The sequence below is a fragment of the Citrobacter sp. Marseille-Q6884 genome, assembly GCF_945906775.1.
Classification (GTDB): Bacteria; Pseudomonadota; Gammaproteobacteria; order Enterobacterales; family Enterobacteriaceae; genus Citrobacter.
Genome location: NZ_CAMDRE010000001.1, coordinates 2609878 through 2635158, shown reverse-complemented (window position 1 = coordinate 2635158; position 25281 = coordinate 2609878). Strand labels below are relative to the sequence as shown.

General features: G+C 48.0%; 25 protein-coding genes, 5 tRNA genes, 2 other RNA genes and 1 pseudogene. 14 read left to right on the top strand and 19 right to left on the bottom strand.

What is annotated here, in order from left to right; translation table 11 throughout:
• Window position 1: 1 nt before the first annotated feature.
• Window positions 2-382, bottom strand: coding sequence for a hypothetical protein (locus tag N7268_RS12435; RefSeq protein ID WP_260863143.1), 381 nt, complete (start codon window positions 380-382; stop codon window positions 2-4).
• 289 nt (window positions 383-671) lie between these two features.
• On the opposite strand from N7268_RS12435, the gene N7268_RS12430 reads away from it, so the two are divergent.
• The 6 genes from N7268_RS12430 (at window position 672) to N7268_RS12405 (ending at window position 4687) form a co-directional block, all read left to right on the top strand.
• Window positions 672-1994 (top strand): PrgH/EprH family type III secretion apparatus protein, encoded by a 1323-nt coding sequence (locus tag N7268_RS12430; RefSeq protein ID WP_260863142.1) that lies wholly within the window; start codon window positions 672-674, stop codon window positions 1992-1994.
• Between the two features lie 14 nt (window positions 1995-2008).
• Window positions 2009-2287 carry a type III secretion system needle complex protein gene (locus N7268_RS12425; RefSeq protein WP_198904879.1) on the top strand — a complete coding sequence of 93 codons (279 nt, stop codon included), beginning with the start codon at window positions 2009-2011 and terminating at the stop codon, window positions 2285-2287.
• Window positions 2288-2302: 15 nt separating this feature from the next.
• Entirely contained in the window at window positions 2303-2623 is a 321-nt protein-coding gene (gene sctI, locus N7268_RS12420; RefSeq protein WP_260863141.1) for a type III secretion system inner rod subunit SctI, read from the top strand.
• Complete coding sequence (sctJ, locus tag N7268_RS12415) at window positions 2620-3357, top strand: type III secretion system inner membrane ring lipoprotein SctJ (protein WP_260863140.1); 738 nt, start codon at window positions 2620-2622, stop codon at window positions 3355-3357. The genes sctI and sctJ overlap by 4 nt, the downstream gene beginning before the upstream one ends.
• An 81-nt stretch (window positions 3358-3438) precedes the next feature.
• Window positions 3439-4005, top strand: coding sequence for a hypothetical protein (locus N7268_RS12410; RefSeq protein ID WP_260863139.1), 567 nt, complete (start codon window positions 3439-3441; stop codon window positions 4003-4005).
• A complete protein-coding gene (locus N7268_RS12405) occupies window positions 3998-4687 on the top strand; it encodes a hypothetical protein (RefSeq protein ID WP_260863138.1) in 690 nt (229 codons plus the stop codon). The genes N7268_RS12410 and N7268_RS12405 overlap by 8 nt, the downstream gene beginning before the upstream one ends.
• Before the next feature lie 493 nt (window positions 4688-5180).
• Here the strand turns inward: N7268_RS12405 and N7268_RS12400 are convergent.
• The 18 genes from N7268_RS12400 to cydA form a co-directional block, all read right to left on the bottom strand.
• A non-coding RNA gene (locus N7268_RS12400) (RtT sRNA) lies at window positions 5181-5306 on the bottom strand.
• Between the two features lie 29 nt (window positions 5307-5335).
• A non-coding RNA gene (locus N7268_RS12395) (RtT sRNA) lies at window positions 5336-5461 on the bottom strand.
• 29 nt (window positions 5462-5490) lie between these two features.
• Window positions 5491-5566 (bottom strand) — tRNA-Lys (locus N7268_RS12390).
• 33 nt (window positions 5567-5599) lie between these two features.
• Window positions 5600-5675: transfer RNA gene (locus N7268_RS12385), tRNA-Lys, on the bottom strand.
• Between the two features lie 45 nt (window positions 5676-5720).
• Window positions 5721-5796, bottom strand: a tRNA-Lys gene (locus N7268_RS12380).
• A 3-nt stretch (window positions 5797-5799) separates the two neighbouring features.
• Window positions 5800-5875, bottom strand: a tRNA-Val gene (locus tag N7268_RS12375).
• Between the two features lie 35 nt (window positions 5876-5910).
• Window positions 5911-5986, bottom strand: a tRNA-Lys gene (locus N7268_RS12370).
• Window positions 5987-6150: 164 nt separating this feature from the next.
• Window positions 6151-6939: a cell division protein CpoB gene (cpoB, locus tag N7268_RS12365; protein ID WP_198904884.1), complete on the bottom strand. Its 789-nt coding sequence runs from the start codon at window positions 6937-6939 to the stop codon at window positions 6151-6153.
• Window positions 6940-6948: 9 nt separating this feature from the next.
• A complete protein-coding gene (pal, locus tag N7268_RS12360; RefSeq protein WP_006685431.1) occupies window positions 6949-7467 on the bottom strand; it encodes a peptidoglycan-associated lipoprotein Pal in 519 nt (172 codons plus the stop codon).
• Between the two features lie 34 nt (window positions 7468-7501).
• Complete coding sequence (gene tolB / locus N7268_RS12355; protein ID WP_260863137.1) at window positions 7502-8794, bottom strand: Tol-Pal system beta propeller repeat protein TolB; 1293 nt, start codon at window positions 8792-8794, stop codon at window positions 7502-7504.
• A gap of 131 nt (window positions 8795-8925) precedes the next feature.
• The gene (gene tolA / locus N7268_RS12350; protein WP_198904885.1) at window positions 8926-10191 is read right to left on the bottom strand and encodes a cell envelope integrity protein TolA; all 1266 of its coding nucleotides are present in this window, start codon (window positions 10189-10191) and stop codon (window positions 8926-8928) included.
• A gap of 64 nt (window positions 10192-10255) precedes the next feature.
• Window positions 10256-10684 carry a colicin uptake protein TolR gene (gene tolR / locus N7268_RS12345; protein WP_045441118.1) on the bottom strand — a complete coding sequence of 143 codons (429 nt, stop codon included), beginning with the start codon at window positions 10682-10684 and terminating at the stop codon, window positions 10256-10258.
• A 3-nt stretch (window positions 10685-10687) separates the two neighbouring features.
• The gene (gene tolQ / locus N7268_RS12340; protein WP_003022976.1) at window positions 10688-11380 is read right to left on the bottom strand and encodes a Tol-Pal system protein TolQ; all 693 of its coding nucleotides are present in this window, start codon (window positions 11378-11380) and stop codon (window positions 10688-10690) included.
• The gene (ybgC, locus tag N7268_RS12335; protein WP_045441116.1) at window positions 11377-11781 is read right to left on the bottom strand and encodes a tol-pal system-associated acyl-CoA thioesterase; all 405 of its coding nucleotides are present in this window, start codon (window positions 11779-11781) and stop codon (window positions 11377-11379) included. Before ybgC ends, tolQ begins: the two co-directional genes overlap by 4 nt.
• A 275-nt stretch (window positions 11782-12056) precedes the next feature.
• A complete protein-coding gene (gene ybgE / locus N7268_RS12330) occupies window positions 12057-12350 on the bottom strand; it encodes a cyd operon protein YbgE (RefSeq protein WP_260863136.1) in 294 nt (97 codons plus the stop codon).
• Entirely contained in the window at window positions 12350-12463 is a 114-nt protein-coding gene (cydX, locus tag N7268_RS12325; protein WP_071828905.1) for a cytochrome bd-I oxidase subunit CydX, read from the bottom strand. The genes ybgE and cydX overlap by 1 nt, the downstream gene beginning before the upstream one ends.
• Before the next feature lie 14 nt (window positions 12464-12477).
• Window positions 12478-13617, bottom strand: a complete 1140-nt coding sequence (gene cydB, locus N7268_RS12320; protein ID WP_260863135.1) for a cytochrome d ubiquinol oxidase subunit II — start codon at window positions 13615-13617, stop codon at window positions 12478-12480.
• Between the two features lie 15 nt (window positions 13618-13632).
• On the bottom strand, window positions 13633-15201 hold the full coding sequence (cydA, locus tag N7268_RS12315) for a cytochrome ubiquinol oxidase subunit I (RefSeq protein WP_045441113.1): 1569 nt from the start codon (window positions 15199-15201) through the stop codon (window positions 13633-13635).
• Window positions 15202-16416: 1215 nt separating this feature from the next.
• Between cydA and glmS the strand changes: the two genes are divergently transcribed.
• The 8 genes and pseudogenes from glmS to glsA all read left to right on the top strand — a co-directional run bounded on the left by glmS (window position 16417) and on the right by glsA (window position 25278).
• Window positions 16417-16866 (top strand): methylaspartate mutase subunit S, encoded by a 450-nt coding sequence (glmS, locus tag N7268_RS12310; protein ID WP_003022963.1) that lies wholly within the window; start codon window positions 16417-16419, stop codon window positions 16864-16866.
• Window positions 16866-18260: a methylaspartate mutase accessory protein GlmL gene (gene glmL / locus N7268_RS12305; RefSeq protein ID WP_260863134.1), complete on the top strand. Its 1395-nt coding sequence runs from the start codon at window positions 16866-16868 to the stop codon at window positions 18258-18260. Before glmS ends, glmL begins: the two co-directional genes overlap by 1 nt.
• Window positions 18261-18272: 12 nt before the next feature.
• Entirely contained in the window at window positions 18273-19718 is a 1446-nt protein-coding gene (locus N7268_RS12300; RefSeq protein WP_260863133.1) for a methylaspartate mutase subunit E, read from the top strand.
• Window positions 19718-20959: a methylaspartate ammonia-lyase gene (locus tag N7268_RS12295; RefSeq protein WP_198904891.1), complete on the top strand. Its 1242-nt coding sequence runs from the start codon at window positions 19718-19720 to the stop codon at window positions 20957-20959. Before N7268_RS12300 ends, N7268_RS12295 begins: the two co-directional genes overlap by 1 nt.
• 3 nt (window positions 20960-20962) lie before the next feature.
• The gene (locus tag N7268_RS12290) at window positions 20963-22333 is read left to right on the top strand and encodes an acyclic terpene utilization AtuA family protein (protein ID WP_198904892.1); all 1371 of its coding nucleotides are present in this window, start codon (window positions 20963-20965) and stop codon (window positions 22331-22333) included.
• Window positions 22330-22647 carry a DUF4387 domain-containing protein gene (locus tag N7268_RS12285; protein ID WP_198904893.1) on the top strand — a complete coding sequence of 106 codons (318 nt, stop codon included), beginning with the start codon at window positions 22330-22332 and terminating at the stop codon, window positions 22645-22647. Before N7268_RS12290 ends, N7268_RS12285 begins: the two co-directional genes overlap by 4 nt.
• A gap of 169 nt (window positions 22648-22816) precedes the next feature.
• Window positions 22817-24128, top strand: a pseudogene (locus N7268_RS12280) (dicarboxylate/amino acid:cation symporter).
• 148 nt (window positions 24129-24276) lie between these two features.
• On the top strand, window positions 24277-25278 hold the full coding sequence (glsA, locus tag N7268_RS12275) for a glutaminase A (protein ID WP_198904895.1): 1002 nt from the start codon (window positions 24277-24279) through the stop codon (window positions 25276-25278).
• Window positions 25279-25281: the final 3 nt, after the last annotated feature.

The window sequence follows — 25281 nt, the reverse complement described above, 5'->3', positions numbered from 1 at the left end:
ATTATACTCCTTTGCTGGAGATACTTATGATGCCTTTGTCGCGATCATTGCCGATATAGAATTCTCCGGCACATATGTTCATATAGTCTGTAAGATCAGGAGTCGCAGAGTGATAGGATACTCGTTGGTTATCTGCTTTAAATTCAATACGTAAATCATCATTCTTTTTTGCTGCAATTGCATACTGTATAGCGCAAGCACTCATTCTTTTCTTTAATGTTTCTAGCGAGTACTTCGTTGTATCAGATAATCTATCAGCAGCCAGAACTTCGCCCTCTTGCGGCTCTGTACTGTAATGCGTAACACAAGCGCTTAATAGCCAAGGTACTGTTAAAATCAGTAGCAGACGCATCAACATAGCTGCTAATTCCACCACATTCATATTTCTTGCCCATGAATTGATTTTCCAACTTCAGTCACTCGCATGTATCTCTATCCTACACGATGTTATTCACTCATTCGCTGTTACTGGGCAGAGCGTACTGTAACCATTCAGGCAGATCTCTAAATAAATTTTTATTAACCATTCTTGTATCTCTGGCTAAACTCCTTTTCGAGACGAGCACGGCAACTCAAGCGCTCACAAGCTGGTTACTCCTGTATATTTATATTAATTCATACAGGTATTGTTTTTGTGATTTGAACGAGATGGCACAGGGCATAGTAAACTCATGCAAGAATTTGTCTTAAAGATCCTTTCTGGCCCTATGTTTGGTGTCGATGTTAGGTTACCGAGTGAAAATGTTCACCTTTTTTTCTGCGATAATGAAACCATTGAAAAAAGCCACACCGGGAGTGTGTATCAGCACTCATTAAATACATTGGTGATCCCCTGTGCTTATGGCGCTAACGAGAAAATACTCCTGCGCCTCACCAAACCTGAAGAATTTGAGCTATCAGAGGATCAAACAATAACCGTGACAGTGCAGCGTATTCCACTTGGCTTGCACCAGACTGGCGACACTGAGGAAGGAGTCATATCAGACGGTAGTATTCAAAATGACATTAGCGATGCTAAATCTGAAGGTATCACTCTGTCGGACGGCGAGAAAAATTTTGAACCTTTAGCAATATCATTGAATCAACCTGTCACTATTGGTCATGCCATTATCGCTCTCAAACATATATCGGAGGAGTGGAGCCATGACGTTACGCAGTATCATTATCCGCTCCTACAGCAGAAGATTACAGAAGTACAGAGCTCATTGCGCCATTCTGTAAAAAAGGATCACGTGTTCTTTTTTAAATGTGCAGTGTTTGGGTCCCTCTGTGTAGCCTGTGTAGCGGTGCTGTTTTTATTTTCCACTACGAATAACGTTGGTACACTCAAAGATGTGCTCAGCCCTGTTAATCCTCATATTAGCCAAAATAAAAATGGCGAGACGTATATCCTGACAAGAACGCTCTCAGATGCCGTATGGTCAGAAATAGCACTCCGTAAAAGTAACCATTCCAGCAGTCACATTAATATTATTTCTGAACCAGCAGAAGTTGAAAATATAGAAAAATTGCTTTCAGAACATGTTATTCCATTTTTTGATGTTAAATTCACATCTGCATTTACTATTAACTTGACACTTAGCCAGGAACGTAGTTCTAAAATTAAGAAAACTGATCAACTCATCCATAATGTCTTACTTAAAAACTTCCCATACTTGAAGTCGATCAATATACAAAGAGTTTCTGATAAGATTGTACTTGCAAATGCCACTGAACGCCTGAAATCACTTGGGGTTTATCACCAGAAAGATATTACAGAAGATCACGTGACCTTCAATATAAGTGGTGATGTTGATGATTTTCGTCTAAGTACTTTACGCCAGCAGGTTAATGAGTTTTATGCTCAATATGGTGATCAATATGTAAAGTTCATTATCAATCTAAATGAAGATCCATTACGCAACCGGACATTTAAGACTGGAAAAGATAGCTATATCGTCATTCCAGGAAATCACTGGTTATATTCCGATATAACTGCAACAAATCAATATTAAATAAGGTATTTGTTATGTTAGTTTCTAAGACACCTGTAATAACACCTGTAGACGGTGGTGATTCCACTCGTTTTATTGAACAAACATCCAACAACTTTGATGCGGGTGTAAAGTCTCTTCAGGACAAGTTGACCCAGGCCCTTTCGGCATTGCAAGCCGATCCCTCTGACCCTGCATTGTTGGCTCAGTATCAGTCGGCATTATCCTCTTACACATTGTATCGTAATGCACAATCAAACGTCGTCAAAGCATTCCGAGATATTGATCAAGCGATTATCGCTAACTATAAATAACATCTGGGGTGGAATGTGTCTTTTAGCCAAATAAATGCTATTGGGAACATAGGTCGATACGGTCATGATACCCAGTTGACAGAAGCAGAATTTTCCAGTGTTTCCATTATTTCTCTCGAAGAAAGATTCAAGGAAGCCCTTTCAAATCAGGCTGTAACAAATCAATTTACCCGGGAAAAAATCTATTCTGCACTGAATGACCCGAATGTCACCAGTGATCCGATCAAACTCGCACACTGGCAGGAACAACTTTCTATTTATACGCTGGATATCAACTTCTGTAGCACGCTGGCCAGAAAAGGTGTTGCCGCGATTGAAACCCTGGTTAAAACATGATTAAAAACCTGGTGCCAAAATTCATCCTTTTCATATGCCTCTTAGCTCTGAGTGGTTGCGATTCTGAATTGGTTTCAAATCTCTCAGAACGGCAAGCTAATGAAATAGTTTCACTTTTAGAGCAAAATAATATTGATGCACAAAAGGTAAAAGGTGACAAAGGTATTTTTTCAATTCGTGTTGATAAAAATTATATGAGCGATGCAGTTGACTTGCTTAATACCTATAATTTGCCCTCAGCTGAACATATTGAAATTGCCGATCAGTTCCCCTCAGATGCTATGGTATCAACACCTTTGGGAGAAAAAGTTCGCTTAATTTCTGCTATCGAGCAAAGATTGGGACAGACAATTCTGGAGATTGACAATGTTACATCAGCGAGAGTTCATCTGAGTTATCCAATTACTGCGGATACTAATGAAAACATAGTCCCTCCATCAGTTTCTGTACTGCTTATTTATAAAAATACAGTTAACGAGGCTGAATACATTGACAAAATAAAACGTCTAATTAAGAACAGTTTAAGTACAATAAAGTATGAAGATATTTCAGTTGTCATTTTCAAGAAAAGTGACACTATCAGACCCAGTAAACCTGTACAGTCAACCCCCGTTTGGATATTCGCGGTGTTCGGCTTGCTGACTGTTTCTGTTCTTATACTTATTGTCTTATTCTTCTTCCGAAGCAAGAACATCACAACTCTTATAAAGAGTAGAGACAGTGATTTGGCGTAATTCTCTTTGTATTGCTTGAGGGTATAAATGATATCCTCAATTTTGATCAGTGTTATTGTAATCCATGATAAGGTATATGCCGTGCACTACTATACAAGACTCATTAATATTCTGTACAATCCTGCCGGCTATTGTGAGTACAGTTGGTTAGCATTTCCTTCTCTGCATGACATTGAAATCAGTGCATTGCCAGAATATTTAAAGAATCACTTTCTTCTCGAGAAATCAGAACCAAACATTTTATGTGGTGATGATATAGATCATAACGAGCTTACTTCATTATTCATCAATAACTGGGATAAAATCAGCCATGCAGCTCATCTTATAGGCCTGAAGTTATTGTCTGCACAAATTATTAGTACGCCATCATATATAAAGAACTTAAGTTATAGTGAAATAAAATTCATCTACCTTCCTCTTCCCTTATCTGTTCCTGAAGTTGTGGATATTCCAAAAGACCTCAGTAAAAGCCATATCAGCCAGGTTGGTGCTAATTTTATCTATGGTGCTGCAAAAGAACTTCTCCCTATGATTTTTCTGGAGAGATTACGATTTATTTTCCCCTTATCATTTAGCTATCAAAATGCGTCATGTGGTAGCTTAAATAGTGCATTACCTGCTTTGAAATGGGCTTTTGAATATGCTTAAGAAAATCACCGTCAAGAAAATACCTGGGGTAAGTGTCGGTAAAATCATTAAACATCATGATGTGATCAATTATCGCACGTTTAATCAGATACTTGACCACACACAACGGCATGCATGTAAGGTAATACGTGATGCTGAGGGCGCCGTCGATGACATTCACAATCGCGCATGGATTGAAGGATATGTCGCAGGTATGACATTTTCTATTCAGGATTTTGCGAAGTTTGTTAATGATAATGAAAGCCACAGAAATAATATCATAAACAGTGCCTTAGAAATTGTGACAACAAAACTACAGACCTTCTTCAATCATGAAGAAACTATTTGTCATCTACTTGGTATTTTGGTCGAGCGTCTGACGACGGAGCCACATAATCTCACCAGAGTTATTGTCACTATACCGGATAGATTGCACTCACACAGTCATGCAATTAAGCATATGTTTGTTAATGCAGGACTTACCATAGAAATAAAAAAATCCTCACATCAGACCATTTTGGTAGAGTATGGTAAAGAAATCTGGACGTATGAATTGAACAAGGTCGCAGATAATCTTGCGCGTAAAGCAATCCAAAAAGCACTTAGCGATAGCCAACTTCAAAAGCAGTGTGAAATGAGCAGCATGTCAGCGCTAAAAAATATACGCGATACCCTGAATCATTATCTCAGCGATCCAGCATAACCGTATTAACGAATGAACAGTCGTGGTTTACTGCTCGCGCAATGCCACTCATTTTTGTCAGCGATACTATGGCGCCTTTTGTACATACAGGAGTCATACGGTTATCTTCTTCGCGGTGATATCCGTATTCTCGCAAGGCACGGACAAACTGGTAGACAATTGACTGAATCGATCTCGGGTAGGCGGGATAGCATTATTGAATCTGCCGTATTATCAATACAACCAGCTCAGTGGCTTTTGCGCATAGCGCACGCCTGAGGCGCCCGGAAAGAGGAGGAAAAGAGAAAACAAATGTGGCTACCGGTGACTAGCATAAACTCCTCTACAGGCGCTGTAGGCACTCAGAGACACTACCTGAGATTCAGTGTTCACCTGCACACACATTTTCGCGGATTGTTATGAGTGGCGCTATAGTGTTTTAAAGCAGGGAGCGATTATCCCATTTTATAAATCGTACATAGCAAAAAGGCGCCTTTAAGGCGCCTTTTTACATTGGTGGGTCGTGCAGGATGACTCGCTTCGCTCGCCCTTCGGGCCGTCGCCGTAAACGGCTCCGTTGTCTCACTACGTGAGACCCGAACCTGCTGCAGGTTCGAATCTTATAAATCGCAGATAGCAAAAAGGCGCCTTTAGGGCGCCTTTTTACATTGGTGGGTCGTGCAGGATGACTCGCTTCGCTCGCCCTTCGGGCCGTCGCCGTAAACGGCTCCGTTGTCTCACTACGTGAGACCCGAACCTGCTGCAGGTTCGAATCTTATAAATCGCGGATAGCAAAAAGGCGCCTTTAGGGCGCCTTTTTACATTGGTGGGTCGTGCAGGATTCGAACCTGCGACCAATTGATTAAAAGTCAACTGCTCTACCAACTGAGCTAACGACCCCTTGCGGGAATTACTGCTTTAATCTTTTCAGGATGGTGGGTCGTGCAGGATTCGAACCTGCGACCAATTGATTAAAAGTCAACTGCTCTACCAACTGAGCTAACGACCCATCGGGGTGTTACCTGAAAGATTTTACTCGTTACCAATTTAAAATTGGTGGGGCGTGCAGGATTCGAACCTGCGACCAATTGATTAAAAGTCAACTGCTCTACCAACTGAGCTAACGCCCCGAGTGGTGGGTGATGACGGGATCGAACCGCCGACCCCCTCCTTGTAAGGGAGGTGCTCTCCCAGCTGAGCTAATCACCCGAACTACGCTGGATACTGCGTACTCATTAATTGAGTGGTGGGTCGTGCAGGATTCGAACCTGCGACCAATTGATTAAAAGTCAACTGCTCTACCAACTGAGCTAACGACCCACTTTTGCGTTGCTTTCGGTTTGTTTAATATCCCGTGGCAACGGCGGCATATATTACTGATTTCAGATTTTAGCGCAACAAAAATTTCGATGTAAATAACTCAACTGCTTAGGAATCACACGACGCGACCAGAAATAACACGATTTCTGGTCGCATGGTGTACATTACATCGAACCAAGGCGCTTTTGTGCTTGTTTCGCGCCATCAGTACCAGGGTATTTAGTGATAACCTGCTGATAAACCGCTTTCGCTTTTGCTGTATCACCTTTGTCCTGCATGATGACGCCAACTTTATACATTGCGTCTGCAGCCTTAGGTGATTTCGGGAAGTTTTTTACTACCGAAGCAAAATAGAACGCCGCATCATCTTTTTTACCCTTGTTGTAATTCAACTGGCCCAGCCAATAGTTCGCATTTGGCAGATAAGTGGAATCCGGGTATTTTTTGATGAAGTTCTGAAATGCCTCAATCGCATCATCCTGGCGGGATTTATCCTGCACCAGTGCAATTGCCGCGTTGTAATCCGTATTGGCATCCCCAGTTTGAGCCGGAGCGCCTGACGTTGCCGCAGAGCCTGTATCAGGCGATGGCGCCGCAGCCCCGCTCTGAGCACCATCCGTAGACTGCGCTGCTGGCGTACTGCCGCTGCCGAGATTATTTATCTGCAACAATATCTGCTTCTGGCGCTCAACAACCTGATTAAGCTGATACTGACTTTCCTGGATTTGACCACGTAGAGAATCAATATCGGACTGATTATCGGAGAGTTGTTGCTGGAGTTGAGTTAAAAGCTGACTGTGAGCGTTAGAGATACGCTCGAGTTGAGTGACACGGTCTTCGACCGAGCCTGAGCCGACACTACTGATTGGCGCCTGTGCAAAAGCGGCCCAGGGGGCCGCTATGCCAACCAGTAACGACAGACTCAACAAGTGATGTCTGAAGTTACTGCTCATGCAATTCTCTTAGTAAACCAGTACGGCACGACGGTTTTTGGAGTAAGCCGCTTCGTCATGACCCAGTACTGCAGGTTTTTCTTTACCGTAAGAAACGATGGAGATCTGGTCAGCAGAAACGCCTTTACCCTGCAGGTACATCTTAACGGCGTTCGCACGACGCTCACCCAGGGAGATGTTGTACTCAGGAGTACCACGTTCGTCCGCATGACCTTCTACGGTGACTTTGTAAGACGGGTTGCTACGCAGGAAGTTAGCGTGCGCATCCAGCATTGCAGCGAAATCAGAACGGATATCGTACTTATCCAGATCGAAGTAAACGATGTTGTTCTGCTGCAGTTGTTGCATCTGCAGACGCGCTTGCTCTTCGGAGGACATGTTGCCGCTGCCGTTTGCATCCATACCAGTGCCGGCACCCAGCATGCCTTCGCTGCCGTCATTGCTGGCGTTCTTGTTAGAAGAACATGCCGCAATTGCCATAACAGGCAGAGCGATCATCAGCCCTTTCAGCACTTTGTTCAGTTGCATTTCAATGATTCCTTTATTAATCAATTATTTATTATCACAGATACGGCGACCAGGCAGGGAATTTAACCTGTCCATCGGTTGCCGGAAGACGCGCCTTGAAACGCCCATCTGTAGAAACCAAATTCAGCACGGATCCCATCCCCTGAGAAGAGCTGTAGATTACCATAGTGCCGTTAGGTGCCAGACTTGGCGTTTCATCCAGGAACGTTGACGACAGAACTTGTACGCCACCCGCTACCAGATCTTGTTTGGCAATGTGTTGCTGCCCACCATTTGAGCTTACCATTACCATAAATTTACCGTCGCTACTGACATCCGCATCCTGGTTTTGCGAACCTTCCCAGGAAATACGCTGTGGAGCACCGCCGTTAACATTAACTTTGTATACCTGAGGACGACCAGCCTGGTCAGAGGTAAAGGCCAGGTTTTGGCTATCCGGGAACCAGGTAGGTTCAGTATTGTTGCTGCGACCATCAGTCACCTGACGAATCTGACCAGAACCAATATCCATAACATACAGGTTCAGACTACCGGTTTTAGACAGGGCAAACGCCAGTTTGCTGCCATCCGGTGAAAATGCTGGTGCACCGTTGTGACGCGGGAACGACGCAACCTGACGAACCGCACCGTTAGACAGCGTCTGGATAACCAGCGCAGAACGGCCACTTTCGAAGGTCACATAGGCCAGTTTCGAACCGTCCGGGGACCACGCCGGAGACATCAACGGCTGCGGTGAACGGTGAACCACGAACTGGTTGTAACCATCGTAGTCAGACACGCGTAACTCATACGGGAACTGGCCACCGTTGGTCTGAACAACATAAGCGATACGGGTACGGAATGCGCCCTTAATACCAGTCAGTTTTTCAAACACTTCGTCACTTGCAGTATGACCCGCGTAGCGCAGCCACTGCTTGTTCACTTTATAGGTGTTCTGTGCCAATACGGTACCCGGTGCGCCACCGGTGTCAACCAACTGGTACGCCACACTGTAAGAGCCATCAGGATTCGGCGTAACCTGGCCAACAACCACGGCATCAATACCGAGCGCGGACCATGCGGCAGGCTGAACTTCCTGCGCCGTACCCGGCTGCTGCGGCAGACGAGAACGATCTAATGGGTTGAATTTACCGCTGTTACGCAGGTCAGCACCTACGATACCACCGATATCTTCAGGTGCAGCACCCGGTCCTGCCCACTGGAACGGGACAACACCAATCGGGCGCGCCGAGTCCACCCCTTGGGTGATCTCGATACGTACTTCTGCATGCAGCACCGCTGCCCACAGCATCAGAAAACCAAATGCTACTCGTAATGCCTGCTTCATCATATCTCCCTTATCTGGACGGAAAGCCCACGATAATTTAGCAGAATGTTAACAAACTCAAATACACAAAACTACCAGAACTCTGTCTCTACCTTAGACTGTTTTCCCCGAGAACTCGGGGAAAACCTTACTTAAGGTTTAAAGTCCAGAGGTGCGTTTTTAAAGACTTCATAAACCGCCTGGCTCGGTGGCTTCGGAATCTTTGCCTGTCGGGCTGCAGCGAGCGCGGCCTGACAAAGCGCAGGATCGCCACCTTCAGACTGAATATCCAACAGCATACCGTCGGAAGCCAGTTTTATACGCAATGTACAGGTTTTGCCTGCATAGGACGATGCGTCGTAAAACTTACTCTCGATAGCCGATTTAATTTGTCCGGCGTAGTTACTGATATCAGCACCCGATGCGCCATTATTTTTAGTATTACCACTCCCTGCCGGAGAAGCATTGCTTCCTTTCGCACCACCACCCGATTTCGGTGCATTCTTACCGGAGCTTAAGTCGCCCAACAAGTCGTCAACGCCAGAGGCAGCCGCGGCTTTCTCTGCTGCCGCTTTTTTGGCAGCAGCCGCTTTCTCAGCAGCAGCCTTCTTATCGGCGGCGGCTTTTTCTGCGGCAGCTTTCTTATCTGCGGCCGCTTTTTCCGCTGCGGCTTTTTTATCTGCTGCAGCTTTTTCTGCGGCAGCCGCTTTTGCAGCAGCAGCTTTTTCAGCAGCGGCTGCGGCTTTTTCGGCGGCAGCTTTCTCAGCAGCAGCCTGCTTAGCAGCCTCTGCCTGCGCTTTCTTCTCAGCATCTGCGGCGGCCTTCGCAGCTTTCGCTTCCGCTACTTTCCTGGCATCAGCTGCCGCTTTTGCCGCTTCAGCTTCAGCTTTTTTCTGCGCATCTGCTGCCGCTTTCTTCGCAGCTTCTGCAGCTTGTTTCGCCTGAGCATCAGCTTTAGCCTTCGCATCTGCCGCTGCCTTCGCTGCAGCTTCTTCAGCCTGCTTTTGTTGCTCCTGCGCTTTCGCCGCTGCGGCTTCTGCCTGTTTTTGTTGCTCCGCCTGTTCGCGCACTTTTTCCTGCGCGGCCAGACGTTCTTTTTCAAGCTGCTTCAGTCGCTCTTGCTCAGCGGCCTGCTTCTCGCGAAGCTCCTCAGCTTGCTGCTGGGCCTGTTTTTCACGTTGCTCTTCTGCACGTTTCGCACTTGCCTGCTGCTGCTTCTGGCGATCGTACTGTTGAACAACGGCGCCAGGATCGACCATAACGGCGTCAATAGACGAACCGCCACCGCCGCCGGCTGAAGCATCAATGTGCTCATCGAACGAACTCCAGATCAGCGCTGCAAATAAAATGACATGCAGCACCGCTGAAATAATTATCGCCCGTTTGAGCTTGTCGTTTTGTTCGGTTGCCTTTGACACTCTCGGTTCCCAAAAAACTGTTCGCCTGTTACGCGCTATCTTTCAAGCCAGGAATACGCAGACATCAGATTGGCTGCGTCATTAAGCCAACCGATTTCACGCCTGCACTGTGTAACAAGTTCAGCGCTTTAATTATTTCATCATAAGGCACGTCTTTCGCACCACCGATTAAGAAGACCGTTTTCGGATTGGCCTGCAGCCGACTTTTCGCTTCCGCGATAACCTGCTCCGGCGGCAGTTGATCCATACGATCTTTCTCAACCACCACGCTGTATTGTCCAATACCGGAAACTTCAATAATGACCGGTGGTTCGTCGTTGCTGCTTACGGCTTGCGATTCGGTCGCATCCGGCAGATCGACTTCCACGCTCTGAGTAATGATCGGCGCTGTCGCCATAAAGATCAGCAACAACACCAGCAATACGTCGAGCAACGGTACAATATTGATTTCGGACTTGAGTTCGCGACGACCTCGTCCACGCGTTCTGGCCATGGCTTACCCCTTGTTGCTCTCGCTAACGGTAAACGCCTGGCGGTGCAGAATCGCGGTAAACTCTTCCATAAAGTTGTCGTAATTCAGTTCCAGCTTGTTCACGCGCTGATTCAGTCGGTTGTAAGCCATAACCGCCGGGATTGCCGCAAACAAACCGATAGCCGTCGCAATCAATGCTTCCGCAATACCCGGTGCAACCATTTGTAAAGTTGCCTGTTTTACCGCACCCAGGGCGATAAATGCGTGCATGATCCCCCAAACCGTACCAAACAGACCGATATACGGGCTGATTGAACCCACGGTTCCCAGGAATGGAATATGCGTTTCCAGCGTTTCCAGTTCCCGGTTCATGGAGATTCGCATCGCACGAGATGCCCCCTCAACAACCGCTTCCGGCGCATGGCTATTTGCCCGATGTAGACGAGCAAACTCTTTGAATCCGCTATAGAAAATTTGTTCTGAACCCGCAAGATTATCACGACGCCCCTGACTTTCCTGATACAGGCGCGATAATTCAATGCCAGACCAGAACTTGTCTTCAAACGCTTCTGCTTCACGAGAAGCAGCGTTAAGAATACGGGTCCGCTGGATAATAATGGCCCAGGATGCGATTGAGAAACCAATCAAAATCAACATGATAAGTTTAACCAGAAGGCTCGCCTTCAGGAACAAATCAAGGATATTCATGTCAGTCACTGCTTAAACTCCGCGACAATAGACTTGGGAAGCGCACGAGGCTTCATTTTGAGTGGATCAACGCAAACAATCAGAACTTCGGCTTCATTCAGCACGGTGTTCTCTGCGTTGACAATGCGTTGCGTGAAAACCAATGAGGTGCCACGCATTGACGTAATTTCGGTTTGGACTTCGAGCATATCGTCAAGCCGGGCAGGCGCAAAATACTCAAGGGTCATCTTGCGCACAACGAAGGCTACACGTTCAGCCAGTAGCACTTGCTGACTGAAGTGATGATGACGCAGCATCTCTGTGCGTGCTCTTTCATAAAAAGCGACGTAACTGGCGTGGTAAACCACCCCACCGGCATCGGTGTCTTCATAGTAGACACGAACCGGCCATCGAAATATATACTTATTCATCCTTACTGCCTCTTTGTTGGCTTCGTCCACTTGCCCTGGTCACTTGCTTTTGCAAGCACCTGGTAACTCGCGTATTTGCCGCCGCGATGCATCAAGAATGCCGTTGTATATCGCGCTGTATTCACTTTACATCCTGGTAATGCAACAAAAGGTTAGTGCTTTCAAACTTCGCTACTATACGCGCGGGAATGATGCTTTGGAATGGGGGAAAGTAAACGGAGAGTAAAAAATTACGGGCTTATGCAAGCCCATAAATATTTAAGGATGTTTCTTATTCAAAAGAAGAAGAAAATCAGGCCAACAACAAGCACGATGTCAGCGATTAACGGGCAGAAAATGCCCTGCCAGTGCACTGCGCGAGGACGAAATCCCACGCCATGGATGATTCCAGCACAGACCGCCCACATCAACAGAAAACCATGCCAGATTTCCAGGTCGCTGGTCTTTGCTGCGAACCGTGAAGGGTCCCAGAATATGCAGCCTGCCAACACAATAGCCAGCACAAAGGAAAGCGCCCGCAAGGGGCGCTTATCCATTACCGCATATAATAACGCGATAATTTTGGTCATTAGCTTTCTTCTTGTCCGGCTTTGCCTGCTTCAACGTGCTCAAGCGCCAGCGCTGTGATTATCCCAAATGCACAGGCAAGAAGCGTTCCCAAAATCCATGCGAAATACCACATTTTTAGCTCCTTACTTAGTACAGAGAGTGGGTGTTGCTTTCAATATCTTCTTTCGTGATGCGACCGAACATCTTCCAGTAACACCAGCCGGTGTAAAGCAGAATAATCGGTACAAACACCGCCGCAACCCAGGTCATCAGGTTCAAGGTTCTCTGGCTGGAGGTGGCATCCCACATCGTCAGGCTGGCATTCAGCATCGTGCTGGATGGCATCACAAACGGGAACATGGCAATACCCGCTGTCAGAATGATGCAAGCCAATGTCAGTGAAGAGAAGACAAACGCCCAGGCCCCTTTATCCATACGAGAAGTCAGGATAGTCAACAGTGGCAGAGCCACACCCAGAGCCGGAACCAGCCACAAGATCGGTGAGCTATTAAAGTTCACCATCCATGCGCCCGCTTCACGCGCCACTTCCTTCGTCATCGGGTTAGATGCGGCATGGTGATCCAGTGCGGAAGTCACAACATAACCGTCAATACCGTAAATGACCCAGACACCTGCCAGCGCGAAGCAGACCAGAGTCACCAGCGCCGCAACCTGAGAAGTCGTACGTGCACGCAGGTGCAGTTCACCTACGGTACGCATCTGCAGATAGGTCGCACCCTGAGTTATGATCATACCCACGCTGACGATACCTGCCAGCAGACCAAACGGATTCAGCAACTGGAAGAAGTTACCGGTGTAGTACAAACGCATGTACTCGTCCATGTGGAACGGAACCCCTTGCAGCAGGTTACCGAACGCCACACCAATGACCAGCGGTGGTACGAAGCTACCAATGAAGATGCCCCAGTCCCACATGTTGCGCCAGCGCATATCTTCAATCTTCGAGCGGTAATCAAAACCGACCGGACGGAAGAACAATGACGCCAGTACAAGGATCATCGCCACATAGAAACCAGAGAACGCAGCGGCATAAACCATCGGCCATGCAGCGAACAATGCGCCACCCGCGGTGATCAGCCAAACCTGGTTACCGTCCCAGTGTGGGGCGATGGAGTTAATCATAATTCGACGCTCGGTATCATTGCGACCGAGGAAGCGGGTGAGCATGCCCACCCCCATGTCGAAGCCATCGGTGACTGCAAAACCAATCAGCAGAATGCCAACCAGCAGCCACCAGATAAAACGCAATACTTCATAATCGATCATTTGACGACTCCTGTCTTAGCGTGCCGGCTGAGAAGTCACAGTGGACTGCTCGTAGTGATAACGACCGGTTTTCAGGCTGCTCGGGCCACGGCGTGCAAACTTGAACATCAGGTACAGTTCAGCCACCAGGAACAGCGTATACAGGCCGCAAATCAACAGCATCGAGAAGATGAGGTCGCCAGCAGTCAGCGAAGAGTTCGCCACGGCTGTCGGTAACACTTCACCAATGGCCCACGGTTGACGGCCGTACTCTGCAACAAACCAACCGGACTCAATAGCAATCCATGGTAATGGAATCGCATACAGCGCGGTGCGCAGCAGCCATTTTTTCTCACCGATACGGTTACGAATCACAGTCCAGAAGGATACCGCGATAATAGCCAGCATCAGGATGCCGCACGCCACCATGATTCGGAAAGCGAAGTACAGCGGAGCGACACGCGGAATAGAATCTTTCGTTGCCTGCTGAATTTGTGCTTCAGTCGCGTCGGTGACCTTATCGGTATAACGCTTCAGCAGCAGACCATATCCCAGATCTTTCTTCATGCTGTTGAACTGGTCGCGAACGGCCTGATCGGTAGAGCCAGCACGCAGTTCTTCCAGCAGTTGATACGCTTTCATCCCGTTACGGATACGCTCTTCATGCTGCACCATCAGATCTTTCAGACCGATTACCGGTGTATCGACAGAGCGGGTGGCAATGATGCCCAGCGCATAAGGAATTTGAATCGCAAAATGGTTTTCCTGTGCATCCTGGTCCGGAATACCGAACAGCGTAAAGGATGCTGGTGCAGGCTGTGTTTCCCATTCTGCTTCAATGGCGGCAAGTTTGGTTTTCTGCACGTCACCCATTTCGTAACCGGATTCATCACCCAGCACGATAACAGAGAGAATGGCAGCCATACCGAAGCTGGCAGCGATAGCAAAAGAGCGTTTAGCGAACGCGAAGTCACGACCACGCAGCATATAGTAGGAGCTGATACCCAGAACGAACATCGCGCCACAAACATAGCCAGAAGCAACGGTGTGTACAAATTTCACCTGTGCAACCGGGTTGAGCACCAGTTCAGAGAAGCTCAGCATCTCCATGCGCATGGTTTCAAAGTTGAAATCCGCAGCGATTGGGTTTTGCATCCAGCCGTTAGCAACAAGGATCCACAGTGCAGACAGGTTCGAGCCCAGGGCTACTAACCAGGTTACGCACATGTGCTGGACTTTACCCAGACGGTCCCAACCGAAGAAGAACAGACCTACAAAGGTGGATTCGAGGAAGAAGGCCATTAAGCCTTCGATCGCCAGCGGCGCACCGAAAATATCCCCGACATAGTGGGAATAGTAAGACCAGTTAGTCCCGAACTGGAACTCCATGGTCAGACCGGTAGCCACACCCAGAGCAAAGTTAATACCAAACAACTTGCCCCAGAACTTGGTCATATCTTTATAAATCTGTTTGCCGGAAAGGACGTAGACCGTTTCCATGATGGCCAACAAGAACGCCATACCCAGCGTTAGTGGCACAAACAGGAAGTGGTACATCGCGGTCAAGGCAAACTGTAAGCGCGACAGTTCGACTATATCTAACATCATGACTCCTTGCTCATCGCATGAAGACTCCGAGAGTGAACCCCGTTAGAAAGGGTCACACGCATGCCCCAATACAAATTTATTTGCTCCCAACCATCGCTGCTCTTTCTTCTCATTTGAAGAAAGGACAATGATGAAAAGTTACAAACATGTTAATAAAACACTCAAATTGATCCCGCAATTATATTACGCCGTAAAATCCTTACAATAAACAGGTTTTTATCGAGGTAAATTTGCATTTTTCGATAGTGATCAATTTATAGCTAATTTATCACTTTCAGACCAATTTGATCTGCAGCAATTTAACCTCATTTGATAGCGTTTACCAAGTTTTAAACATTGATTTAAATCAATTTTCAATTTTAATGTTAACAATGTTTATCACAAGCAAGACTAGTGAATATGATGTTAATGGCTTGTTTTTCAATGGGTAATTGCCGTTACTACAAATGATAGATTATTTATTTAAATCTACACGATCTTTTAACCCATCTTGATGGCAAAATGCGGTAGCAGATAAAGAGTAAGTATTGCCGGGTAGCTCACAGATTTTTTTTAGCAAGTTTTGAAATCGTTATTCTATACAAATAATTAATTTTAATTTTACTTATAATTAACACCATCATGTAACTATCTCAGTTGGAAGCTGAACAATAGTTCATTCACCAGGCCAACATGGACATGTTCCCGCGCCCAGAACCCAGCCTTTCCACCAGAATCATCACCGTAAGTTATCATTTCCTCCCCTTCTGTCTATGTGAGCCAAATATTAAATATCTTCCACACATTTTATTATCATTTTTATCTTAAATTTAACATAAATTATTTTCGACATATAAGAATAATAAATAAAAAACCGTTAACTCGTTCACAAGTTATTTAGCAAATATGTTTTTGAAATTATTAAAAATGCGTATGAAAGGCTCCCGTATAAAATAAGATTTCGATCACAAACATGGCAAGTCATTTATTAGCGTTTTTTTACGAATAATAAACACCCAGCAAAAAAACAAGCGCAACCCGTTGATTTTAAATCACTTTAATTTCGCATTGATATAATAATCATTTTTTGAAGGATATTTTGAAAATAGATCAATTGCTTCCTTTTTAGCTTACACAGACACTCCAACACTATTAAAAGGTTGTCATACACCATGCTCTAAATATTAAAAATAATTTTCACTTATTGACCATCAGCCCTACAGAGGATTACCCATGAAGAAATCTACACTTGTTATTGGCGTCATCGGTGCTGACTGCCATGCAGTAGGCAATAAAGTTCTGGACCGCGTATTTACTGCTCATGATTTTCACGTAATCAACCTCGGAGTGATGGTGAGTCAGGATGAATATATTGATGCCGCGATTGAAACCGGCGCCGATGCCATCGTCGTGTCCTCCATCTACGGCCATGGCGACATTGACTGCCTCGGATTACGTGAGCGCTGCATCGAACGCGGCCTCGGCGATATCCTGCTCTATGTCGGCGGTAACCTCGTAGTGGGTAAACATGACTTTGCCGATGTAGAAGTGAAGTTTAAAGAGATGGGCTTTAACCGTGTCTTCGCCCCCAGCCATGACCTCGAAGATGTCTGTGCGCTGATCACTAATGATATTCATCAACATAATGGCCTCGAACAGCGTTGCCTGGAAGAGGCTATCTGATGCAAACAGTTTCTGTCGATATCGGCTCGACATGGACTAAGGCAGCCCTCTTCGCACATGAAGGAGAGGCGTTAACCCTGGTAAACCATGTCCTGACCCCAACCACCACACATCATCTGGCAGACGGTTTTTTTGCCAGCCTGAATCAGGTGCTGAATGTTGCCGATGCTCGCCCGTTACTGAAAAGTGGTGAAGTGCAGTTGAAATACTCCTCGTCGGCCAAGGGCGGCCTCGCTGTTGCAGCAATGGGGCTGGTGCCTTCCATTACGCTGGAATCGGCGAAAGTAACCGCGCATTCGGCGGGAGCAAAGATCGCGCAATATTATTCGTACAAGCTGAATCGTCATGACATTCAGGCGCTGGAATCCTCACCACCAGACATCCTGCTGTTTACCGGAGGTACAGATGGCGGTGAAGAAAGCTACGGCCTTGCTAATGCGCGTGCGCTGGCAGAGTCAAAGCTTGATTGCGCCATTATCTACGCCGGAAATCGGGACATTCAGGACGATATACAAACCATTCTGGGACATAAAGATCTGACCACGGTAGATAACATCCTGCCCGATCTTGATCATCCAAATCCGTTTGCCGCACGTCAGGCCATTTGCGACGTGTTCTTGTCTCGCATTGTTAAAGGCAAAGGTTTGGACGTCATTGTAGGTGAAACTGGCGAAGAACCCATGCCGACACCGTGGACGGTGTATGAACTGGTAAAAGCAATTAGCGATTACGACAGTGCATGGAAGGAATTCATGCTGATCGACATGGGCGGAGCCACCACGGATGTCTATTCGGCCAGCGCGAATATCCTCGCCCCCGACACCGTACTGCATGGCGTGCCAGAACCTTTCGTCAAACGTACCGTTGAAGGCGATCTGGGAATGCGCGTTTCCGCCGTCGTCGTGGGGGAAAGTACCCAGGAGATGGTGAAAGTTATCTTTGCCCAGCAGCCACAGCGTGAGGAAGCATTTTACCGCTACCTGCGGCATCTGGTTGGGCAACCGGATTACCTGCCAATCAGCGAAGAAGAAAAGTATTTCGATACTCTGCTGGCAGGTTTGTGCGTGGGCTATGCCACTGAGCGCCACGCGGGCACTAAAAAGCAGGTTTGTACCTGCGTAGGTAATGTGGATTTACAGATGGGTCGCGATCTCACCACCGTACGTAAAGTCGTCGGTTCAGGTGGATGGCTCTCGCGCGCCGGCCAGTTCGATATCCATAACTGGCTCAAATACCGGGAGTTGGACGACCAGGGTAAAAGAATTCTGTTACCGAATCAGTTTGAGTATTACCGCGATTCATATGGCCTGCTCCCTCTTCTGGCAAACGTCGCCAGGCTGCACCCGCAAGCCGCTGCTCGCACCAGCATTCAGTGTTTAACCCTACAAAACTAAAGGCAGCTACGAATGGAACTTCGAAATAAAAAATTGACCCATGATGAATTCATGACCGAAAGGCATCAGGTGCTGCAAACCTGGCATACCGGCAAGGACGTTGAAAACTTTGAAGATGGCGTGAAGTACCAGCAATCAATTCCAGAGAAAAAACGTTTCTCTCTTGCACTGCTGAAGGCCGACCAGGAAGGTAAAACCCTGAGCCAGCCGCGTGCAGGCGTTGCATTAATGGATGAGCACATTGAATTGCTCAAAACATTACAGGAAGAGTGCGATCTGCTGCCCAGCACCATCGATGCCTATACCCGTCTGAACCGCTATGAAGAAGCCGCCGTTGGGATCCAAAAATCCATCGAAGCCGGAACCTCCAAGCTTAATGGTTTACCGGTCGTCAACCACGGTGTTGCTGCCTGCCGTCGTATGACAGAATCGCTGGACAAACCGATTCAGGTTCGCCACGGCACGCCGGATGCGCGTCTGCTGGCAGAAATCGCCATGGCCAGTGGCTTTACCAGCTACGAAGGCGGCGGTATCTCCTACAACATCCCTTACGCTAAACGCGTCACCCTGGAAAAATCTATCCGTGACTGGCAGTACTGCGATCGCCTGATGGGACTGTACGAAGAAAACGGCATTCGCATTAACCGTGAACCGTTTGGTCCGTTGACCGGTACGCTGATCCCGCCATTTATGTCCCACTCGGTTGCCATTATCGAAGGTCTGCTGGCGCTGGAACAAGGCGTGAAATCCATCACCGTTGGTTACGGCCAGGTCGGCAGTCTGACTCAGGATATCGCGGCAATTCAAGCTCTGCGTGAACTGTCCCACGAATACTTCCAGAACTACGGCTTCGACGATTACGAGCTGAGCACCGTATTCCACCAGTGGATGGGCGGTTTCCCGGAAGATGAAGCAAAAGCATTCTCCGTTATCGCCTGGGGTGCTGCAGTTGCGGGTATGTCCGGTGCCACTAAAGTGATCACCAAAAGCCCACATGAAGCATTCGGTATCCCGACAGCGGCGGCCAATGCCCAGGGACTCAAAGCTTCACGCCAGATGCTCAACATGGTCAGCGACCAGAAATTCCCGCAGTGCGCTGCCGTGGAACAGGAAGTCGAGCTGATTAAGAGCGAAGTCCGCGCTGTACTGAAAAAAGTCTTTGAACTGGGTAATGGTGACATTGCACGCGGCACCGTGCTGGCCTTTGAAGCAGGTGTTCTGGATGTACCTTTCGCTCCAGCAGCCTGTAACGCCGGCAAAATCCTGCCTGTTCGCGATAACACTGGTGCAATCCGCATTCTCGAAGCCGGTGCGGTTCCGCTGCCGAAAGATATTCTCGCCCTGCACCACGACTACGTCGCAGAGCGTGCACATTTTGAAGGTCGTAAACCTTCTTTCCAGATGGTCATTGATGACATCAACGCCGTATCCCACAGTAAATTAATAGGAAGACCATAATGAAAATTAAACAGGCCCTTTTCACCGCTGGCTACTCCTCATTTTATTTTGACGATCAGCAGGCCATTAAAAACGGTGCAGGTCACGATGGGTTTATCTATACCGGCGATCCGGTTACACCTGGGTTTACATCTGTTCGTCAGGCGGGGGAATGTGTTTCCGTACAGTTGATTCTGGAAAATGGCGCGGTAGCCGTCGGTGATTGTGCAGCGGTACAGTATTCCGGCGCAGGCGGCCGTGATCCACTGTTCCTGGCTGAGAACTTCATTCCGTTCCTGAACGATCACATCAAACCACTGCTGGAAGGCCGTGACGTTGATTCGTTCCTGCCAAACGCACGTTTCTTCGACCAATTGCGTATTGAAGGCAATCTGTTACATACCGCAGTCCGTTACGGTTTGTCTCAGGCGCTGCTTGACGCCACTGCACTGGCCACTGGTCGTCTGAAAACAGAAGTCGTTTGCGATGAATGGCAATTACCCTGCGTGCCAGAAGCCATTCCATTATTTGGTCAGAGCGGTGATGACCGCTATATCGCCGTTGACAAGATGATCCTCAAAGGCGTGGACGTACTGCCACACGCGTTGATCAACAACGTTGAAGAGAAACTGGGCTATAAAGGCGAAAAACTGCGTGAATACGTGCGCTGGTTGTCCAACCGTATTTTAAGCTTGCGCACCAGCGAGCGTTATCACCCAACGCTGCATATTGATGTGTACGGCACCATTGGTCTGATTTTTGATATGGACCCGGTTCGTTGCGCTGAATACATCGCCAGTCTGGAAGCAGAAGCACAGGGTCTGCCACTGTACATTGAAGGTCCAGTCGATGCGGGCAACAAGCCAGATCAGATCCGTATGCTGACTGCCATCACCAAAGAGCTGACCCGTCTGGGCTCCGGTGTGAAAATCGTTGCTGATGAATGGTGTAACACCTATCAGGATATCGTGGACTTCACCGATGCAGGCAGCTGCCACATGGTACAGATCAAAACGCCTGATCTCGGTGGTATTCACAACATCGTTGATGCAGTGCTGTACTGCAACAAACACGCAATGGAAGCCTACCAGGGCGGTACCTGTAACGAAACTGAGATCAGCGCTCGCACCTGCGTACACGTCGCGTTGGCGGCACGTCCAATGCGCATGCTGATCAAACCGGGTATGGGCTTCGATGAAGGTCTCAATATCGTGTTTAACGAAATGAACCGCACCATCGCGCTGTTGCAGACTAAGGATTAAGAGATGGCACGCACATTTAAGATCTTATCGCCTACAGCTATTCTGGGTTATGGCTTCCCGGAAGAGAGTTTTCGTAAAGCCATGGAAGAGTCACCCGATCTTATTGCGGTTGACGCGGGTTCCTCCGATCCTGGCCCCCACTACCTGGGGGCAGGTAAACCCTTTACTGACAGGGCTGGAGTAAAACGCGATCTGCGCTATATGATCGTGGCAGGCGTTAAGAACAACATCCCGGTGGTGATCGGTACCGCCGGTGGTTCGGGTGCCGCCCCTCATCTGGAGTGGTGTCGCCAGATAATCCATGAGATCGCACAGGAAGAAAAACTGTCGTTCTCGCTGGCGCTGATCCCGTCTGATGTCGATAAAGAAATCGTTCATCAGGCGCTGGATAACGGCAAAATCACCGCACTGGATTTTGTCCCTGAACTGACTCACGAGGCTATCGAAGAGAGCACCTATATCGTCGCACAGATGGGTGTTGAACCTTTCCAGCGTGCGCTTGAAGCGGGTGCGCAGGTGGTTCTGGGTGGACGTGCTTACGATCCCGCCTGTTTCGCTGCACTGCCGATTATGCAGGGCTTTGATGAAGGTCTGGCGCTTCACTGCGGTAAAATCCTTGAGTGTGCTGCTATTGCCGCCACCCCTGGCTCCGGCTCGGATTGCGCGATGGGGATCATTGACGACAACGGCTTTACGCTGAAGGCGTTCAACCCTAAGCGTAAGTTCACTGAAACCTCTGCAGCGGCCCACACCCTGTATGAGAAGTCCGATCCCTATTTTCTGCCAGGACCCGGTGGCGTACTGAACCTGAAAGCATGTACCTTCACCGCCGTTAACGAAGGTGAAGTGTATGTCAGCGGTTCGCGTCATGAAGAAACGCCGTATGCGCTGAAGCTGGAAGGTGCGCGTCAGGTTGGCTTCCGTTGTCTGACCATCGCCGGAACGCGCGACCCGATTATGATTGCCAGCATTGACACCATTCTTGAAGAGGTACAAGCCAGCGTGGCGCGTAACCTTTCGCTGAATGATGACAGTATCCGCATGACGTTCCATCTGTACGGTAAAAATGGCGTGATGGGTAATCATGAACCGATGAAAACCGCCGGGCATGAACTGGGGATTTTACTGGATGTGGTCGCGCCCACGCAGGATATTGCCAACAGCGTTTGTTCGCTGGTGCGCTCAACTCTGCTGCATTACGGCTATGAAAATCGTATTGCGACTGCGGGCAACCTCGCCTTCCCGTTCTCACCATCTGATATTCAGAGTGGGCCGGTGTATGAGTTCTCAATCTACCACCTGATTGAAGCAAGCGATGCACTGCGTTTTGATTTCCACATTGAACAGGTGACGCCAGAAGGAGTTCAGGCATGAAACACTCAATTTGTTCACTGGCGCAGGTCATTCGTTCCAAAAACGCCGGACCGTATGAACTGGTCTTAGATATCTTATTTAAAACCAGGGAAGACTATCAGCGGGTGAAAGCCTCGGAGCAATTAACGCCGCAGCTTATTGCCGGTTTATATAATGTCGAGCCTGACTTTATTCATAATATCGTCTGGTTTGATCCGGCTAATGCAGTAAAAATCGTCATGCCTCGCGACATTATCTCCGGTAACGTTGGTGATAATGACGTTTATGGTGCACAGCAACATGCACCATTATTAAGTATTGAGTTCGACTTGTAACAAAAAAACACAATAACAACCATTGGAGCACAGAATTCAGCTGTATCACAGTGCTTCGAATTATTCATGCGGTTGGTCACAACAGGCGTGTGCCTGAGCTGCTGTCCTGGCTCAGGTGCACGTCACCCTACACTATTTTAATTACCAGCCTTTATCCGATGGAGTAAACATGAAGAAAATTAGTTTAACGAAGATGATCATATTAGGCCTGATACTCGGCATGATTGCCGGGGTGGCCATAAATAATATGGCAGCGGCTGAAACAGCAAAATCATATGCACAGGATATTTCCATTTTCACCACAATCTTCTTGCGTATGGTGAAAATGATTATCGCACCATTAGTTATTTCAACGCTGGTCGTCGGTATTGCTAAAATGGGCGATGCCAAAACGCTTGGGCGTATATTCTCCAAAACTTTTTTCCTGTTTATTTGCGCCTCATTGCTGTCAATCGCATTGGGTCTGGTTATCGTCAATCTCTTCCAGCCGGGCGCAGGCATTAACTTCGTTCCACATGATGTTGGGGCTGTTGCCGCCGTTAAGTCAGAACCCTTTACGCTGAAAGTATTTATCTCGCACGCCGTACCGACCAGTATTGTTGATGCGATGGCGCGTAACGAAATCCTGCAGATCGTCGTCTTCTCCATTTTCCTCGGATGCAGTCTGGCTGCAATTGGCGAAAAAGCAGAGCCTATCGTTAAAGTTCTGGACTCACTGGTACACGTCATGCTGAAGCTGACAGGCTACGTCATGCTGTTTGCACCGTTGACTGTTTTTGCCGCTATTTCAGGTCTGATCGCCGAACGTGGTCTGGGCGTAATGGTTAGCGCCGGTATCTTTATGGGTGAGTTCTACCTGACCCTGGGCATGTTGTGGGCCATCCTGATCGGTTTGTCTACCATGATTGTCGGCCCTTGCATCAGCCGTCTGACAAAGTCAATCTTCGAACCGGCTCTATTGGCCTTTACTACCTCCAGTTCTGAAGCTGCTTTCCCGGGCACGCTGGATAAGCTGGAAAAGTTCGGTGTTTCTTCAAAAATCGCCAGTTTTGTTTTACCAATCGGTTACTCCTTTAACCTGGTTGGCTCCATGGCTTACTGCTCCTTTGCCACAGTGTTTATTGCACAGGCGTGCAACATTGAGCTGAGCATGGGCGAGCAAATCACCATGCTGTTAATCCTGATGTTGACCTCTAAAGGGATGGCCGGTGTACCACGTGCATCAATGGTGGTTATCGCCGCAACACTGAACCAGTTCAACATTCCTGAAGCCGGTCTGATCCTGCTGATGGGCGTTGATCCATTCCTCGATATGGGTCGTTCTGCCACTAACGTAATGAGTAATGCAATGGGTGCTGCCATTGTCAGCCGCTGGGAAGGTGAACACTTCGGCCAGGGTTGTCGTGGCGCTGCGCCAGTTAAAACCCCGGAACAGGAACGTCCTGTTACCGAAACGGAAGTTGCTATGTCCTGATAGTTAAATAACAACGATCTGTAGGCCGGATAAGGTGTTTACGCCGCTATCCGTCAAGAGAGCCATGCCTGATGGCGACGCAACGCGTCTTACCAGGCCCATAAGGTTTTTCCGGTCTACGGATCTTTATTCACAACACCAACAGGGAATGCACCATGAATAAATCCATTATCGGCGTGAGTATTTTTTCCTTCAGCGTATTGTTTAGCGCAACGACATTCGCGCAAACCACGCCGGACTACGCCAAACTGATTGAGCAGGCGCATCAGAAGTATAAAAGTAACAATGACGGCAAAGTTGCCGACTATATTCCGGCCCTGGCAACCTACAGTCCGAAAAACTTTGCCATCACCATCGCCACGGTTGACGGCAAAATCTACCAGGTTGGCGATGTCAAAAAACCCTTTCCGATGGAATCCCTGAGTAAAGTTTTCACCATGGCGCTGGCCATGGAGCAGCACGGTCCTCAGGTCGTGCTGGATAAACTCGGGGCCAATGCCACCGGCATGCCGTTCAACTCAGGTTTAGCCGTTGAGCTCACTAAAGGCGCACCGGAAAACCCACTCGTTAACGCTGGCGCGATGAGCACCGTTAGCCTGATCGAAGCCAAAGACAAAACGGATCGCTGGAACAAAATCCTCGACAACCTGAACGTCTGGGCAGATGCCACGCTCACCGTTAATGAGCCCGTTTTCAAATCAGAGATGGATACCAACCAGCATAACCAGGCACTGGCAAAACTGATGGAATCCTATAACAGCTTCTACGGCAACACAGAAGAAGCCGTAGAGATTTACACCCGTCAGTGTTCGGTAGATATCACCGTTGAACAACTGGCGAAAATGGGTGCTGTACTCGCGAACAAAGGAAAATCTCCATTCAACGGTAAACAATTGCTGAATGAAAAGTATGTCCCGCAGGTACTGGCCGAAATGGCGATTGCCGGATTGTATGACGGCAGCGGCAAATGGCTCTACACCGTTGGTATCCCGGCGAAGAGCGGTGTTGGTGGCGGGATGGTTGCGGTCGTCCCCGGCCAATATGCCATTGCCGTCTATTCACCGCCGCTGGATGAAGCCGGTAACAGCGTTCGCGCCCAGAAAACTATCGAATATGTCGCCGAAGCGACAAAAGCTAATGTCTTTTTAGCGCACTAAGCC

What these genes read in the sequence shown, in the direction of transcription:
- N7268_RS12435 (WP_260863143.1), bottom strand. Translation starts at nt 382, where the DNA reads ATGAATGTGGTGGAATTAGCAGCTATGTTGATGCGTCTGCTACTGATT.
- N7268_RS12430 (WP_260863142.1), top strand. Translation starts at nt 672, where the DNA reads ATGCAAGAATTTGTCTTAAAGATCCTTTCTGGCCCTATGTTTGGTGTC.
- N7268_RS12425 (WP_198904879.1), top strand. Translation starts at nt 2,009, where the DNA reads ATGTTAGTTTCTAAGACACCTGTAATAACACCTGTAGACGGTGGTGAT.
- sctJ (WP_260863140.1), top strand. Translation starts at nt 2,620, where the DNA reads ATGATTAAAAACCTGGTGCCAAAATTCATCCTTTTCATATGCCTCTTA.
- N7268_RS12405 (WP_260863138.1), top strand. Translation starts at nt 3,998, where the DNA reads ATGCTTAAGAAAATCACCGTCAAGAAAATACCTGGGGTAAGTGTCGGT.
- cpoB (WP_198904884.1), bottom strand. Translation starts at nt 6,939, where the DNA reads ATGAGCAGTAACTTCAGACATCACTTGTTGAGTCTGTCGTTACTGGTT.
- pal (WP_006685431.1), bottom strand. Translation starts at nt 7,467, where the DNA reads ATGCAACTGAACAAAGTGCTGAAAGGGCTGATGATCGCTCTGCCTGTT.
- tolB (WP_260863137.1), bottom strand. Translation starts at nt 8,794, where the DNA reads ATGAAGCAGGCATTACGAGTAGCATTTGGTTTTCTGATGCTGTGGGCA.
- tolR (WP_045441118.1), bottom strand. Translation starts at nt 10,684, where the DNA reads ATGGCCAGAACGCGTGGACGAGGTCGTCGCGAACTCAAGTCCGAAATC.
- ybgC (WP_045441116.1), bottom strand. Translation starts at nt 11,781, where the DNA reads ATGAATAAGTATATATTTCGATGGCCGGTTCGTGTCTACTATGAAGAC.
- ybgE (WP_260863136.1), bottom strand. Translation starts at nt 12,350, where the DNA reads ATGACCAAAATTATCGCGTTATTATATGCGGTAATGGATAAGCGCCCC.
- cydX (WP_071828905.1), bottom strand. Translation starts at nt 12,463, where the DNA reads ATGTGGTATTTCGCATGGATTTTGGGAACGCTTCTTGCCTGTGCATTT.
- cydB (WP_260863135.1), bottom strand. Translation starts at nt 13,617, where the DNA reads ATGATCGATTATGAAGTATTGCGTTTTATCTGGTGGCTGCTGGTTGGC.
- cydA (WP_045441113.1), bottom strand. Translation starts at nt 15,201, where the DNA reads ATGTTAGATATAGTCGAACTGTCGCGCTTACAGTTTGCCTTGACCGCG.
- glmS (WP_003022963.1), top strand. Translation starts at nt 16,417, where the DNA reads ATGAAGAAATCTACACTTGTTATTGGCGTCATCGGTGCTGACTGCCAT.
- glmL (WP_260863134.1), top strand. Translation starts at nt 16,866, where the DNA reads ATGCAAACAGTTTCTGTCGATATCGGCTCGACATGGACTAAGGCAGCC.
- N7268_RS12300 (WP_260863133.1), top strand. Translation starts at nt 18,273, where the DNA reads ATGGAACTTCGAAATAAAAAATTGACCCATGATGAATTCATGACCGAA.
- N7268_RS12295 (WP_198904891.1), top strand. Translation starts at nt 19,718, where the DNA reads ATGAAAATTAAACAGGCCCTTTTCACCGCTGGCTACTCCTCATTTTAT.
- N7268_RS12290 (WP_198904892.1), top strand. Translation starts at nt 20,963, where the DNA reads ATGGCACGCACATTTAAGATCTTATCGCCTACAGCTATTCTGGGTTAT.
- N7268_RS12285 (WP_198904893.1), top strand. Translation starts at nt 22,330, where the DNA reads ATGAAACACTCAATTTGTTCACTGGCGCAGGTCATTCGTTCCAAAAAC.
- glsA (WP_198904895.1), top strand. Translation starts at nt 24,277, where the DNA reads ATGAATAAATCCATTATCGGCGTGAGTATTTTTTCCTTCAGCGTATTG.